Below are 14545 nucleotides of genomic sequence, written 5' to 3'. Positions count from 1 at the left end.
TCATGAACTCGACCTCCGCACGGCGGCTCGGGATCGCGCTGATCGTCCTGATCTCCATCGGCTACACGATCATCCCCCTCGTGGCCTCCCTCGTGACCGCCTCCATGTCGATCAATGCTCGGCTGCTCGCTGTGCTGACCGCTTTCTACTTGCCGCATATCCTTCATGTACGGCAGGCGTTCACAGGCACCAGATCCCGGTGGCTCCCCGCGACACTGACGGTGCAGGTGGTCGCCGCCTACCTGCCGGAGGTCATCGGATTCCCCAACTGGTCGGCCGGGACCGCGCCGCTCCTGGCCGGGCCGGTGCTCCTGCTGCTCCCACTGCGCTGGGGCGGCGTCATGGTGATGACGATGGCGGCGGTGGAGTTCTGGTGGCTTTACGGCATCTGGCACGACGTGACCGGCTCGTTCTTCTACTCCCTGACCATCGTCATCACCGGCGCCATGTTCTACGTCGTCGTGCGGCTGGTCCGGGTCACCGCCGAACTCGAGCAGGCGCGGGCCGGCCTGGCGGAGGCGGCGGTACTGAAGGAGCGGTTGCGGATCTCCCGCGACCTGCACGACGGGCTGGGCCATAGCCTCACCGCGATCGTGTTGAAGGGCGACCTGGCCACCCGGCTCATGGACCGCGATCTCCCCACCGCGAAGACCGAGGTCGGCGCGCTGGTCCAGGTGGCGAGGGAGGCCGCGCAGGAGGTGCGTCAGGTGGCTCGCGGCTACCGGCGGATGACGCTCGCCGATGAGGTGCACCGGGCCGCGGCGCTGCTGGAATCGTCTGGCATCGGCTGCCAGGTCAACCTCGCCCAGATCACCGTGTCCCGGGAGCCGGACGAGGCCCTCGCGTGGGCCGTGCGCGAGGGTGTCACGAACATCCTGCGGCACAGCCGCGCCACCACCTGTTCGATCACCACCTCCAACCGTGCGGGACGCGCCCATCTGGAGATCGTCAACAACGGCCTCCCACCTGATGACGCGCAAACCGCTACGGCCGGTGATGGGCCTGGTGGTGCCCAGACTCTCACCGGCGGGCTGGTCGGGCTGGTGGAGCGGGCCGCGCAGGCGGGGGGCACGGTCGAGGCCGGCCGCACGTCAGAGGGCGGATTCCGGTTGACCATGGAGGTGCCCACATGATCCGCGTCCTCCTGGCCGAGGACATGCATATGATCCGGGCCGCCCTCACCGCCCTGCTCCGACTGGAGGCCGACCTGGATGTGGTGGCCGAGGTGACACGCGGGGACGAGATCGTCCCCGCCGCGCTGCGGGTGCGGCCTGACGTGGCGATCGTCGACATCGACCTGCCCGTGCTGGACGGCATCACCGCCGCCGCGCAGCTACGGGAGGTGCTCCCCGACTGCCGCATCCTGGTGCTGACCGCGATGGGCCAGCCAGGTCAGGTACGGCGCGCATTGTCAGTGGGCATCGAGGCGTTCCTGGTCAAGGACGCCCCCGGCGAACGCCTGGCCGACGCGATCAGGCGCACAGCGGCCGGGCTGCGGGTGCTGGACGCGGAGCTGGTGGCCTCGGCGATGGAGCGCGGAGAGAGCCCTCTCACCTCACGCGAGGCCACTGTCCTGCGGGAAACCGCCGGAGGGGCCACCGCCGAAGAGATCGCCGCCCGGCTGCACCTGTCGGTGGGCACCGTACGCAACTACCTCACCGGCGCGATCACCAAGACCGGCGCCCGCAACAAGATCGACGCCATCCGAATCGCCGAGGATGCGGGCTGGCTGTGAACCTCGGTTCGCCGTGAGGCCGACCGTGCACCAGACTCCACGAGATCGATTCACGCCATGGCTGCGTCGCCTGAACAGTTCGGCGTGACACGGGCCATCAAGGCCCACATCCCGCACGTCGGGATCTACACATCCTTTGCCCGCAAATGAGACATACGCAGCTATTCGGGAATGATGCCCAGCAGCCCTTGCGATGAAAACAAGTCGCGGTCGAGAAACCGCCCACTGACTCTTCCCAAGACACATAGATACTCTTCCAGCTGCCCTTCTAGTGAACTAATGTCACATGTCAGATCCTCCCAGTAAACGCGATATTCTTCCTCATCGTAGATGGCTCCATCCCATACACCATCATGGATGTAAGAGAGTTCATCGATTTCTCCTATACCGTAGATGCATGAGACATCGAAACCGCGCTGGCCGCCTAGGCTGAGGGCCTCCGGAGACGACCTGAATCCATTGAGATAAAGAACTAGGGACCAGCCGGGAGCAAGGCGGGTGATCCAAGCCCGCTGCGACCCTCCGGACTTAGAACCGTAAGATTCCATGGCCGCCTGAAAGTCGCACACGACTGTCGTCTCCGCCGCGATGCGCAACCGCCGGGCCACCTCGCCGATGTCTTCGATGCTGACCCATTGAGCCATGAAGAAGCTATGGAGTCCATGTTCAAGCAGGAGGCTCTGTTGACTTTCGGCAGGAAAGGCATTCACAGAAGATATCCAGATTCTGCACGACGACGGCGAGAGGAAAGCGGGCGAGAAGTTCAGCAATGCCACTCCTCGCCCGCCTCCTAGGACGGGTCGTCTGGCGAATCTTAAGATTTCGATGAGCACCCAGAATCAGTGCCTCGTCCTGGCGCCCGGACGCGCCGCCGGCCGCCCCAGGCGGGCGGCTTGACCCTGTAGAGAAACTCGTCGCCGAAAACACGTCCCGGCCAAGGGCCGCTCTACACCTCACCAGAAGTAAGACCGACCGGACACGAGCGTGTACTTATGTGACCCATGAACTGCCGGGTCAGTCAGGACCGGAGCATGCGCAGATCTGGGCGTGGCTCGCCGCAAGCCGATTCCCGCCCGGCCGGACCTCCATTGCACTGGAGCACCGGGCGAGGTCCGGATTCAGCTGGCCGTGCAGGTCACAGTGGCTCCGTGCTGCCGATTCGGCCCGGCCTGCGCCCGGGGGGCTCTGACATCGTCCGCGGGTACGTGGACATCCACGCCCCAAGCTTGCCTCACGACTCAGGCACGGCCATCTCGCCGAGAAGCGACCAGTCGTCCTGCGGAAGCGTCGCGTTGACGATCCGGGGGGTCTCGGCGAGATGGCGGGGCAACGTCTGCTGCGCCTTCCTGAAGTGATCGGACTGGACGTGTGCACCTCCCGCATCGCCATCCCGAAACGCCTCGACGAGGACGTACTCCGTCGGGTCCTCGACACTGCGCGACCAGTCGAACCACAAGCAGCCAGGCTCACCGCGAGTGGCCTCGGTGAACTCGCGTACGATCTCCGGCCACTGGTCGGCATACTCGGGCAGCACGTGGAACTTCGCCGTAATGAAGATCATGGAATGTCTCGCAAGTCAGTGAGATGGCAGGGTACGACCGGCATGACCGGCGCGTGATCCGTCGAGTCTAGCCAGACGGCCTCCGCCCGGCGGAGACCGCGACCCCCACCCGCCAACGCCGAGGGTGCGCCTCCACGGTGAGCACTACAGCTCGACTGGAGCTCTCGGAGAAACTCGTCGCCGAACACACATCTGGCCCGAGATCAGCCTCCGAAGGAGGCCGACCAAGGGCCAGCGATTCAGGCCGAAGCCGCAGCTCTACGCCTCACCAGAAGTAAGACCGACAGGACAAGCGACGCCCGTCCCTGCGAACGTGTATCTATGTAACCCTGACGAGACGCGCAGCGGTCTACTGCCGGGATCAGCCAGGATCGAGCGGGTGCGTGCCTGGGAGTCGCTCGCCAGGAAGCCGATCGCCGAGCTCTGGTCGAGCGCAAGGGCTGGCACATCGTCGGCGTCTACCCGGACAACGACGTGAGCGCCTCGCTGGCCGGATTTCGAAACGATAGCCTTAAGTAGCAGCTCCCGGGCATTGATTAGCAATATAACGAAGACTTCGTCGCGATAGCCAAAGCAGAGCTCATTGTATATTTCTGTTTTCGCCGACCATGGGTGATATGCTATTGGCTAGCAGTTGCGATAGGAGCCGCGATAGTTCAGCGCCGTCCATGCCTTGAGGTTGGATGAAAGTCCCTGCGAAATAGAGCCCGGAAGGCGCCTGGTATCGAAGGATACTACAAGTTCTCGCTGCCAAGGTTGCAGGAAAGTTCATGAAGGTCGGGGCATGCTGTTGTGGGGCGTCTCACGCCTAGCGTTGACAGGTAGGCCGCCGTACCGCCACCGCTCTCCTAGCCGATTGACACGCGTAGTAGCGGAAACGGATGGCCCCGGCGAAGTTCTTGCGAAGGATAAGCAGTGGTAGATGCTCGAGACGGCCGTTGATCCACGCGCCAAATCTTAAAATCCGTCGCCATTCCCGCAACAGGCCATTGGTAGGTCTCTTGCGAGAGGAGAAGGACTCATGCGCCGGTCAGAGAAGCTATAGATTGACGAAGATCTCACTCACTCCGATCGGCCATGGAGTAGGGAGAACGGTCTCATGCGCCCGCCTTTGCGATAGCGTAAGTAGGAGCTGACCTGCGTGGATGCCTTTCCTAAGAGCCGCTCTTAGGGGCGAGCCTCGTGCGGCCAGGTTCAGCAGGCTAAACAGCTGGGCCAGGCCGACCGGTTTGCCGGTTGTCGGACGCCTTGGCGTTGCGCGGCGGTGTGGTGCCCGGGATGACGTCGATGTTCAGGTGCCTCTTGATGAGGTGTTTCAGCTCGGCACCGTTGATCAACGTGATCCTGTTGCGTTGGGCGAACTGTTCGCTGGCTCGTCCGAACCACGACATCGTGACCAATACGCCCGTGGTCGCGTTGTGATCGGCCATCACGCCCGTGAGCGCGTGGACCGCTTCCAGGCCGACGAGCCCTGCCCATCGTTTCGCCTGGATGAGGCAGACGCCTCCGAAGAACAGGTTGTCGCTCGTCGCCACGGCGTCCACGCCGCCGTCCTTCGATGGAATAGTTGTCCAGGCTTCGGCTCCCATGGCCACGAACAATTCCCGTACCAAGTGCTCGAACTCGGTGGGTGAGAGCTTGAGCAGGTTACGGCGTGAGTCCAGTCCAGACACGACGTCCATGTCCTCGGAGAACCGGAACCTTTTGAGGTCGAAGGTGATGAACGGTTCGACGGCTTCAAGATCGTACGGGTTCGGCGAGACGAGGGCGTTGAGCCGCTTCAGGCATGCCACCGGGTTCACCTCGGCCAGCACGAGTTCCTCGAACTCGCTCCGTTCGGCCTCCACACTCAGCAGATGTGGGCGTACCTTCTTGCCGGTCGCCTGGTCGACGGTGTTGACGCGGCCGTTGAACACCACCGCCTCGACGAGATCGCCCGGTATGGAGGCGAAGATTTCGTGGAGCGTGCGGAGTGCCACGCAGGCCAGAAGCTTGGCATACCGCTGCCTGACCTCAATCTGTGCTCGCGGCACCGGGTCGATGGTGTCCCGGGTCTTTACGTACTTGTAGGCGCGGACGTCTGGGATCACGCTCTGCGGCGGAAGCTCGAACTCGACGACGAGGTCACGATTCTCCGGGCGGTATGCAACCTGGAAGAGCTTGGGGAAGCCCTTGGGATACGCCGATCGTTCCAGAACCCTCGTGGTGAACCACTCCAGAGCCTCCGGCCGGCCCGCCTCGAAGTCGGCACGCATCCGATTCAGGTGGGCGTTGGCTTCCATGACCCTCTTCGAGTCGGCGGCAGCCTGACGATCATGAGCCGTACGTGCCGCATCGAGGTCGCGGAGCCGCTGCTCTTCGTGCTTCTGGTTGGCGGCCATGGCGCTGTCGAAGCGTCTGCGGGCATCGGCCAGTTCTCGCTGATAGCGGGCGGTGCCGCCGAAAAGCTTCCCGAAGCTGGATGGTGGTGCCGGTTCGTAAGCGGCCCAGTCGGGAGCCGGCTCGGCGGCGGCCAGGTGGCCCGGAGGCTCGAAGAGGCGCACCGAGCTGCTGACCTGCATTTGATCGAAGGACAAGGGGCGTACCGGAAGTGCCGCAAGGAGAACCCGGTCGAGTTCTTCGATGCGTTGAGCCATCTCGGCGCTCTTTCGGTCTGCCTTGGCCTGCTGTTGTTCCAGGCGTCTGCGCTGGCGATCGCGCTCCTGCTCTTTGGCGATCCTCGCCGCCTCGCGCGCCCGCCGCTCGGCTTCGCGGCGATGAGCTGCCTGCTGCCGCTCCCACTCGCTACGACCACCCGCCACCTGATCAAGCCTCCGTCCGTGTCGGGGACTGGCAGTCGCAGGCCATGCCGTCGGAGAAGGCCTGCCGCCTACTGTGACGTCTAGTTCAGAGTAGATCGACAGTCTGTGTTCGTCATGGGGTGCGCTCACGTTGATATCCGGGCGGTCCCCGGCGACTGTCCGTCGTCGCTGCTGCTCCTGACATTGTGGAACACCCTAGGTGCTTAGAGCTGCGCCGGTGACGGACCGTGAATGTCACCTGACCGTGCCGACTCGTCGCTTGATGGGATAGCGCGATCTGGCGGCACTCCTCATCACGCTGCGTAATCATCTGCCGCCCATAAGCGGAGTCGAGGGAGCGACTTCTATTCCGTCGCCGTTCCGTGAGAGGGTGCAAGGTGCTGCAGAGCAATAAACGGCACTCCAAGCTGTTTTCGCTGCTCGTGGCCCTAACCGCCGCATCATCCCTGGTAGGCGATTTAAGGGACGAAGATCACCCAGATCTATGAGGAGCCCAATCAGATCCAGTGCGGGACCGCCGGGAAGGTGGCGCGGATCAGTGAACGCAGCAAGTATTTAGGGCACATAGAACGACTCCCTCACTCCGGATCGTTTGCGAATGATCAAGAATGGGTTGACCGCCTGGCATGTTGTATCAGCAGGTGAAGGCGGCAGTGCACACGACCGCCCAGCGCGCGGCACGCCGCAGGCGGGCCGCCTTGACCTTGTAGAGGACCTCGTCGCCAAAACACGTCTGGCCCAAGATCAGCTCCCAAGGGAGACCGACCAAGGGCCAGCAGTTCAGGCTAAAGCCGCACCTCTACGCCTCACCAGAAGTAAGACCGACCGGACAAGCGACGCCCGTCCCGCCAATCCCGCAGTACCCGTTAACGTTGCGGTGAAGGTACTGCTGGTGATAATCCTCCGCGTAGTAGAACTCCGGCGCCTCCCGCACCTCAGTGGTGATCCCCCCGTACCCCGCCGACGTCAGCACCTCCTGATAAGCCGCCAGCGAAGCCGCCGCCGACTTCTCCTGCGCCTCGGAGTGCGTGTAGATCGCCGACCGGTACTGCGTCCCGACGTCGTTCCCCTGGCGCATCCCCTGCGTGGGGTCGTGCGCCTCCCAGAACACGCGGAGCAGCTCCTCGTAGGACACCCGGGAGGGGTCGAAGACGACCCGGACGACCTCGGTGTGGCCGGTCAGCCCGGAACAGACCTCCTCGTAGGTCGGGTTGGGGGTGTACCCGCCCTGGTAGCCGACCGCGGTCGAGACGACCCCGGGGGTCTGCCAGAACTTGCGCTCCGCGCCCCAGAAGCAGCCGAGTCCGAAGTCGGCGACCTCGGTTCCCTCGGGCCACGGCGGGGTCAGTGGGGCTCCCAGGACAAGGTGCCGGTCGGCCACCGGCATGGTGGCGGACCGTCCCGGGAGCGCGTCGCCGGCGCTCACCATGGTTGCCTTGTTCGTACCGAAGATCCAACCCATGTCTACCTCCTGACCACCTCAACCAAGGTGCGCCAAGCTTTGTTCCGTTAGGACCACTTAACCATCAAACCAACATCACTTATTTGTAATAAACAAGGTAAGCAGCCAAACTTGGGTTCATGCCTGATTTGCGCCGAGGAGTCTGGTACGGCATCGCCGCCTACGCCCTCTGGGGTCTGTTCCCTCTGTACTGGCCTCTCCTCAAGCCCAGCGGAGCCGTCGAGATTTTGGCGCACCGCATGCTCTGGTCGCTCGCCGCCGTGGTCGCCATCCTGGCGGTCCGGCGGCATTGGAAGTGGATCAGGCGGATGACCAGAAGGCAGGTCCTGCTGCTGACGGCGGCGGCGGGGCTCGTGTCGGCCAACTGGGGCGTCTACATCTACGCGGTCAACTCCGGGCACGTCGTGGAGAGCGCCCTCGGCTACTTCATCAACCCGCTGGTCAGCATTCTGTTCGGCGTCGTCATCCTCGGTGAGCGGCTGCGCCGGTGGCAGTGGGTCGCGGTCGGCCTGGGAGCCACCGCCGTCGTCATCCTCACCCTGGGCTACGGGCAGCTGCCCTGGATCGCCCTCACGCTGGCGTTCAGTTTCGGTCTGTACGGCCTGGTCAAGAAGAAGGCCCAGGTCGGAGCGGCCGAGAGCCTCACGATCGAGACCCTGGTCATGCTGGTCCCGGCCGCGATCTACCTGTTCACCCTGGGCGAGGGCAACACCTTCGGCAACCACGGCACGGGGCACGCCCTGCTGCTCATCAGCTCCGGCATCGTGACGGCGGTCCCGCTGCTGTTCTTCGCCGCCTCGGTCATCACCGTGCCGCTGACGATCGTGGGGCTGCTCCAGTACATCGCGCCCGTGCTGCAGTTCCTCTGCGGGGTGCTGATCGTCAAGGAGACCATGCCGGCCGAGCGCTGGCTCGGGTTCGGGGTGGTCTGGCTGGCCCTGGCGGTGTTCACCTGGGACAGCCTGCGGTACGGCCTCGTCAAGCAGCCCGTACAAGAGAAGGAGCTGGCGACGGTCGGTTAGCCCGAGCGCTCCACCACGAAGTCGCAGAGCGACAGCAGGGCGGCGCGGGCCGGGATGTCGGGCAGTTCGGAGAGCTGCTCCTTCGCGCGTGCCGACCAGCGCTCCAGCTCCGCCCGTGCCATCTTCAGCGACTCCGAGGCGCGCAGCAGTTCCAGCGCCTCGTCGATGTCGGCCTCGGGCACCGGGCCGGCGACGAGGGAGCGCAGCCGGGGGTTCTCGTCGGAGTTGAGGGCGTAGAGGACCGGCAGGGTGCGGATGCCCTCGCGCAGGTCGGTGCCGGGCGTCTTGCCCGAGGTGTCGGAGGCGACGTCGATGATGTCGTCGCCGAGCTGGAAGGCCACGCCGATGGCCTCGCAGGCCGCGGTCAGCCGGAGCACGACGTCCTGCGGCGCGCCGGCCAGCATCGCGCCGAGCCGGGCGGAGGTGGCGATCAGGGAGCCGGTCTTGTCGGCCAGTACGTCGATGTAGTGCTCGATGGGGTCGACGCCCTCGGCCGGGCCGACGGTCTCGCGGATCTGGCCGCGGACCAGCCGGGCGAAGGTCTTGGCCTGGATGCGGACCGGCTCGGGTCCCAGGTCGGCCATGATGTCGGCGGCCCGCGCGAACACGTAGTCGCCCGTCAGGATCGCCAGCGTGTTGTTCCAACGGGCGTTGGCCGACGGCTTGCCGCGCCGCTCGGACGCCTCGTCCATCACGTCGTCGTGGTAGAGCGTGGCCACGTGGGTCAGCTCCATGACGACGGCGCCCGGGATGACCCCGGGCGCCGTGTGGTCGCCGAACTGGGCGGCGAGGAGGACGAGCATCGCGCGGAAGCGCTTGCCGCCCGCCTCTATGAGGTGTTTGGACACGTCGGTGACGAACGTGTCCTCACTTTCCACCGCCGAACGGAGCTGCTTCTCCACAGCCGCGAGGCCGTTGGAGAGGTCCTCGGCCAGCCGCGCGTCGGCGACGGGCAGGTCAACAACGGGCGGCGCGGCCATAGCAAAGCTCCCTTATTGCACGAACAATGACTTCGCAGCCTTTTCCGCCAGATCGAGGACAGGCTGCGGGAAAACCCCCAGGGCTACCGTAGCGAATGCCGAGAAGCCGACCACAGTCGACGTGGCCCACGACGGCGTGACGACGGTCGGGCCGTCGGCCGAGGGGTCGCTGAAGAACATCAGCACGATCACGCGGACGTAGAAGAACGCCGCCGCGGCCGAGGCCACGACCGCGAGCACGACCAGGCCGGTCAGCCAGCCCTGGCCGACGGCCACGGCCGACCTGAAGACGGCGTACTTGCCGAAGAAGCCGCTGGTGAGCGGGATTCCGGCGAAGGCCAGCAGGAAGAAGGCGAACAGGCCCGCCAGCTTCGGCGAACGCTTGCCCAGGCCCGCCCAGCGCGACAGGTGCCACGCCTCGCCGCCCGGGTCGCGCACGAGCGTCACGACGGCGAACGCGCCGACCGTGGTGATGCCGTAGGTGACCAGGTAGAACAGCAGGCCCGACAGCGCCAGCGCGTTCTGGCCCTTCTCGCCGACGGCCATGACGCCGACGAGCAGGAAGCCCGCGTGGGCGATCGAGGAGTAGGCCAGCATGCGCTTGATGTCGGTCTGGGTGATCGCCAGGATCGAGCCGACCACCATCGTCAGGGCGGCGACGCCCCACATGATGGGCTGCCAGTTCCAGCTGTCGTTGCCCAGCGCGACCCAGAAGACCCGCAGGACGGCGCCGAAGGCGGCCACCAGGGTTCCGGAGGCCATCAGCGCGGTGATCGGCGTCGGGGCGCCCTGGTAGACGTCGGGCTTCCACGCCTGGAAGGGCGCGGCGCCGATCTTGAAGAGCAGGCCCACGCCCAGCATGGCCGTGCCGACGAGCAGCAGGGTCTCCGTGCCGCCGGCGGCGGCCAGGGCGCGGGAGATGCCGACCAGGTCGACGGTGCCGGCGAAGCCGTACAGCAGCGCGGTGCCGTACAGGAAGAAGGCCGAGGAGAACGCGCCGAGCAGGAAGTACTTGACCGACGCCTCCTGCGACAGCAGGCGGCGGCGACGGGCCAGGCCGCACAGCAGGTAGAGCGGCAGCGACATGACCTCGAGGGCGACGAACATGATGAGCAGGTCGTTCGAGGCCGGGAAGAGCAGCATGCCGCCGATGGCGAACAGGGCCAGCGGGTAGACCTCGGTGTGCGCCGCACCCTCGGTGATCGCCTTCTCCTCCTCGGCGGAGCCGGGGACGGAGGCGGCGGAGGGCACGAACTGCTCTTCATCGTTGATCAGCAGAATGCTGACGAACGACAGCACCAGGATGGTGCCCCAGATGAACAGGGTCGGGCCGTCGACCGCGACCGAGCCCATCGCCGCCGGAGTCGTCGGGACGCCGCGGATCGTCTGCAGGATGACCAGCGCGAACGCGCCGACCAACGACAGCAGCGTCAGCGGGACGTGGACCGCCCGCCGCAGGTAGCGAGGCGCGAACGCCTCGACGAGCACCCCGATGATGGCCGCGCCGAAGATGATCAGCAGCGGGGCCAGTGCGAAGTACTCGATGGTGGGAGCCGTGATCACTGGCCCTCCTTAACAGCGACGACCGGAGCCGGGTCGGTGACCTTCACGTTGACGAGCGACTCCTTGACCGCGGGGTTGATCACGTCGAGAAGCGGCTTGGGGAAGAAGCCCAAGACGACGATCAGGGCGATCAGCGGCGCGACGACCCAGCGTTCGCGCCCGTTGAGGTCCTTCATCTCGGCGACCGACTCGGCGGTGGGGCCGTTCATGGTGCGCTGATACATCCACAGGATGTAGATGGCGGCGAGGATGACGCCGGTCGTGCCGATGATGGCCGGTACGGCGTAGCGCTCGAAGGTGCCCAGGAGCACCATGAACTCGCTGACGAACGTGCTCAGGCCGGGCAGCGACAGACCCGACAGACCCGCGATGAGGAACGCGCCCGCCAGCAGCGGGGCGACCTTCTGCACGCCGCCGTAGTCGGCGATGAACTGCGAGCCGCGGCGGTAGATCAGGAAGCCCGCCACCAGGAACAGCACACCGGTCGAGAACCCGTGGTTGACCATGTAGAGGGTCGCGCCCGAGGCCGCCGTGGTGGTCATCGCGAACACGCCCATCGTGATGAACCCGAAGTGCGAGATCGAGGTGTACGCGATGAGCCGCTTGATGTCGGTCTGACCGATCGCCACGATGGCGCCGTAGACGATGCCGATCACCGACAGCGCGATGACGACCGGGGTCGCCCACTTGGCCGCGTCCGGGAACAGTTCCAGGCAGAACCGCAGCATGCCGAAGGTGCCGACCTTGTCGAGCACGCCCACGAGCAGCACCGCGGCGCCGGCCGGGGCCTGCGCGGCGGCGTCGGGCAACCAGGTGTGCACCGGCCAGAGCGGGGCCTTGATCGCGAACGCGATGAAGAAGCCCAGGAAGAGCCACTTCTGCGTCGTCGGGTCGGTGACCGCGCCGATGAGCTCGGGGAACAGGAAGCTGTTCTTGTCGGCCACGTTGTAGAGCGCGATCACGGCCACCAGCATCAGCAGGCCGCCGAACAGCGAGTACAGCAGGAACTTGACCGCCGCGTAGGACCGCTGCGCGCCGCCGTACGACCCGATCATGAAGTACATCGGGATCAGCATGGCCTCGAAGAACACGTAGAACAGGAAGACGTCGGTCGCCGCGAAGACGCCGATCATCATCGCCTCGAGGACGAGCAGCAGCGCGAAGTAGGTCCGGACAGAGCGCTTGCCCTGCTCGGCGTCGTGCCAGGAGGCCAGCACGACGATCGGCACCAGGATGGCCGACAGCAGGATCAGCACCAGCGCCACGCCGTCGACGGCCACCGCGTAGTGGACGCCGAAGGAGGGGATCCAGTCATACGTCTCGGCGTACTGGAACCGGTCGCCGTTGGGGCTGAAGCCGACCGTCATCACGACGGCCAGCACCAGCACGAGCAGCGAGACGCCGAGCGTCGCCTGCTTGGCGACCTTGTCGTTCTTGAGGAACGACACGCCGAGCGCGCCCAGGACGGACACGCCCATCAGGATCGAAAGCCACGGGATGGCGGTCATCACAGGGTCCCAACCACGAACCAGGCACCGGCCAGCACGGCGGCACCGACGAATATCGACAGGGCGTACGACCGGACGTAGCCGGTCTGGATCTTCCGCAGCCTGCCGGACGATCCGCCGACACCGGCCGCCAGGCCGTTGACCACGCCGTCGATGCCCCGGTTGTCGAAGAAGACCGCCAGGCGGGTGAGCCACTGGCCGGGGCGCATGAACAGCGCCTCGTTCAGGGCGTCGCCGTAGAGGTCACGACGGGCGAAGACGGTGAGGAACGAGCCGCGCGGCTGCACGACCGGCACTTCGGAGCGGCCGTACTTGGCGATCGCGATCCCGGCGCCGACGGCCACCAGGGCCAGCGTCACCAGACCGGGGACGGTGAACGCGTGGAACCCGGGCAGGTCGGCCGGCCGGCCGACGGCCGGGCTGAGGAAGACCATCAGGCGGTTGCTGAGGACCAGGTAGGCGCCCAAGCCGACCGAGAAGACCGACAGGATGATCAGCGGCCAGGTCATCACGGCCGGCGACTCGTGCGGGTGGGCCTTCTCATCCCAGCGCTTCGGGCCGAAGAAGGTCATCACGACCATGCGGGTCATGTAGAAGCCGGTGATGCCGGCGCCCAGCACCGCGAGCCAGCCGAGGATGGCGTTGTGGTGCATGACCGACTCGATGATGCCGTCCTTGGTGAAGTAACCGGACAGCAGCGGGAAGCCGATGATCGCCAGGTAGCCGATGAAGAAGGTGACGAACGTGATCGGTAGCAGCTTGCGCAGGCCGCCGTAGCGCCGCATGTCGACCTCGTCGTTCATGGCGTGCATGACCGAGCCCGCGCCGAGGAACAGGTCGGCCTTGAAGAAGCCGTGGGTGATGAGGTGGGCGATGGCGAAGGCGTAACCGGCCGGGCCGATGCCCGCGGCGAGCATCATGTAGCCGATCTGCGACATCGTCGAACCGGCCAGGCCCTTCTTGATGTCGTCCTTGGCCGTACCGATGATCGCACCGGCCAGCAGCGTGGCCACACCGACGATCGTCACGACCAGACCGGCCGTGCTGCCCTCGGGGAAGAACGCGGCGCCCGAGCGGACCACCAGGTAGACGCCGGCGGTGACCATCGTCGCGGCGTGGATGAGGGCCGAGACCGGGGTCGGGCCCTCCATCGCGTCCAGAAGCCACGACTGCAGCGGGAGCTGCGCCGACTTGCCGCACGCGCCGAGCAGGAGCAGCAGGCCGATCGCGGTCTGCACCCCCTGGCTGGCCTGGGCGGCGTTCGGGAAGACCTCCGCGTAGGACAGCGTGCCGAACTGGGCGAAGATCAGGAACATCGCGACCAGCAGGCCGAAGTCACCGACCCGGTTGACCACGAACGCCTTCTTCGCGGCCACCGCCGCCGACGGCTTGTACTGCCAGAACCCGATCAGGAGGTAGGAGGCGAGACCCACGCCCTCCCAGCCGATGAACAGGGCGACGTAGTTGTCGGCCAGCACCAGCAGCAGCATCGCCGCGACGAACAGGTTCAGGTAGGCGAAGAACCGCCGCCTGTCCGGGTCGTGCGACATGTAGCCGATCGAGTAGATGTGGATCAGCGAGCCGACGAACGTGATCAGCAGGCAGAACGAGATCGACAAGGGGTCGATCAGGAGCCCGATGTTCGCGACGCCCGGGATGAACTCGTAGAGGTTCACCGACTGGCGGCGCTGCGCCGGGTCGAGCCCGATGAGCTGAAGGAACACGAGGGCCGCCACCACGAAGGCGCCGACCGACATGAGCACGCCAAGGAGGTGGCCCCACTTGTTCGTGGCGCGGCCACCGATAAGGAGAATCGCGGCACCGGCGAGGGGCAGCACGATCATCAGCCAGGCCAGGCTGATCGCACCCCCGCCGGCGTGCGACAAAATCTCTGCGGGTTCCACGGCCACCTC

General features: G+C 65.8%; 13 protein-coding genes. 3 read left to right on the top strand and 10 right to left on the bottom strand.

All coding sequences use genetic code 11. The annotated features are described in order from the left end of the window. The first annotated feature begins 2 nt into the window (after positions 1–2). Both GT755_RS13095 and GT755_RS13090 read left to right on the top strand, forming a co-directional pair. Positions 3–1133 (top strand): sensor histidine kinase, encoded by a 1131-nt coding sequence (locus GT755_RS13095; RefSeq protein WP_161479948.1) that lies wholly within the window; start codon positions 3–5, stop codon positions 1131–1133. Next, positions 1130–1735, top strand: a complete 606-nt coding sequence (locus GT755_RS13090; protein WP_161479947.1) for a response regulator transcription factor — start codon at positions 1130–1132, stop codon at positions 1733–1735. Before GT755_RS13095 ends, GT755_RS13090 begins: the two co-directional genes overlap by 4 nt. Before the next feature lie 161 nt (positions 1736–1896). Here the strand turns inward: GT755_RS13090 and GT755_RS13085 are convergent, their stop codons facing one another. From GT755_RS13085 to msrA, 6 genes are all read right to left on the bottom strand, one after another. Beyond that, a complete protein-coding gene (locus GT755_RS13085; RefSeq protein ID WP_161479946.1) occupies positions 1897–2511 on the bottom strand; it encodes a hypothetical protein in 615 nt (204 codons plus the stop codon). A 455-nt stretch (positions 2512–2966) separates the two neighbouring features. Further along, the gene (locus GT755_RS13080) at positions 2967–3296 is read right to left on the bottom strand and encodes a putative quinol monooxygenase (protein WP_030456110.1); all 330 of its coding nucleotides are present in this window, start codon (positions 3294–3296) and stop codon (positions 2967–2969) included. 258 nt (positions 3297–3554) lie between these two features. Further along, complete coding sequence (locus GT755_RS41560) at positions 3555–3887, bottom strand: hypothetical protein (RefSeq protein WP_407929409.1); 333 nt, start codon at positions 3885–3887, stop codon at positions 3555–3557. Positions 3888–4498: 611 nt separating this feature from the next. After that, positions 4499–6097: a restriction endonuclease gene (locus tag GT755_RS41095; RefSeq protein ID WP_202609924.1), complete on the bottom strand. Its 1599-nt coding sequence runs from the start codon at positions 6095–6097 to the stop codon at positions 4499–4501. Positions 6098–6731: 634 nt separating this feature from the next. Further along, the gene (locus GT755_RS40540; protein ID WP_268903231.1) at positions 6732–6866 is read right to left on the bottom strand and encodes a hypothetical protein; all 135 of its coding nucleotides are present in this window, start codon (positions 6864–6866) and stop codon (positions 6732–6734) included. Between the two features lie 30 nt (positions 6867–6896). Continuing rightward, complete coding sequence (gene msrA / locus GT755_RS13070) at positions 6897–7559, bottom strand: peptide-methionine (S)-S-oxide reductase MsrA (RefSeq protein WP_161479945.1); 663 nt, start codon at positions 7557–7559, stop codon at positions 6897–6899. A gap of 119 nt (positions 7560–7678) precedes the next feature. Between msrA and rarD the strand changes: the two genes are divergently transcribed. Continuing rightward, the gene (gene rarD / locus GT755_RS13065; RefSeq protein WP_161479944.1) at positions 7679–8581 is read left to right on the top strand and encodes an EamA family transporter RarD; all 903 of its coding nucleotides are present in this window, start codon (positions 7679–7681) and stop codon (positions 8579–8581) included. On the opposite strand, the gene GT755_RS13060 is transcribed toward rarD, so the two are convergent. Genes GT755_RS13060 through nuoL form a run of 4 tightly spaced genes read right to left on the bottom strand, consistent with a single transcriptional unit; the run spans position 8578 to position 14542 of the window. Then, a complete protein-coding gene (locus GT755_RS13060; protein WP_030456116.1) occupies positions 8578–9561 on the bottom strand; it encodes a polyprenyl synthetase family protein in 984 nt (327 codons plus the stop codon). The genes rarD and GT755_RS13060 overlap by 4 nt on opposite strands. A 12-nt stretch (positions 9562–9573) precedes the next feature. Continuing rightward, complete coding sequence (gene nuoN / locus GT755_RS13055) at positions 9574–11124, bottom strand: NADH-quinone oxidoreductase subunit NuoN (protein ID WP_161479943.1); 1551 nt, start codon at positions 11122–11124, stop codon at positions 9574–9576. Then, positions 11121–12632 (bottom strand): NADH-quinone oxidoreductase subunit M, encoded by a 1512-nt coding sequence (locus GT755_RS13050; RefSeq protein WP_161479942.1) that lies wholly within the window; start codon positions 12630–12632, stop codon positions 11121–11123. The genes nuoN and GT755_RS13050 overlap by 4 nt, the downstream gene beginning before the upstream one ends. Continuing rightward, the gene (gene nuoL / locus GT755_RS13045) at positions 12632–14542 is read right to left on the bottom strand and encodes an NADH-quinone oxidoreductase subunit L (RefSeq protein WP_328794327.1); all 1911 of its coding nucleotides are present in this window, start codon (positions 14540–14542) and stop codon (positions 12632–12634) included. The genes GT755_RS13050 and nuoL overlap by 1 nt, the downstream gene beginning before the upstream one ends. Between the last annotated feature and the right edge of the window lie 3 nt (positions 14543–14545).

Source organism: Herbidospora solisilvae, assembly GCF_009901565.1.
Classification (GTDB): domain Bacteria; phylum Actinomycetota; class Actinomycetes; order Streptosporangiales; family Streptosporangiaceae; genus Herbidospora; species Herbidospora solisilvae.
The sequence above is the reverse complement of the archived record's forward strand: the minus strand, read 5'-3'. Positions and strand labels throughout refer to the sequence as shown.

Excerpts from the sequence above, each read along its gene's own strand:
- GT755_RS13090 (WP_161479947.1), top strand. The coding sequence starts at position 1,130 with ATGATCCGCGTCCTCCTGGCCGAGGACATGCATATGATCCGGGCCGCC.
- GT755_RS13050 (WP_161479942.1), bottom strand. The coding sequence starts at position 12,632 with ATGACCGCCATCCCGTGGCTTTCGATCCTGATGGGCGTGTCCGTCCTG.
- GT755_RS13060 (WP_030456116.1), bottom strand. The coding sequence starts at position 9,561 with ATGGCCGCGCCGCCCGTTGTTGACCTGCCCGTCGCCGACGCGCGGCTG.
- GT755_RS13095 (WP_161479948.1), top strand. The coding sequence starts at position 3 with ATGAACTCGACCTCCGCACGGCGGCTCGGGATCGCGCTGATCGTCCTG.
- GT755_RS13080 (WP_030456110.1), bottom strand. The coding sequence starts at position 3,296 with ATGATCTTCATTACGGCGAAGTTCCACGTGCTGCCCGAGTATGCCGAC.
- rarD (WP_161479944.1), top strand. The coding sequence starts at position 7,679 with ATGCCTGATTTGCGCCGAGGAGTCTGGTACGGCATCGCCGCCTACGCC.
- msrA (WP_161479945.1), bottom strand. The coding sequence starts at position 7,559 with ATGGGTTGGATCTTCGGTACGAACAAGGCAACCATGGTGAGCGCCGGC.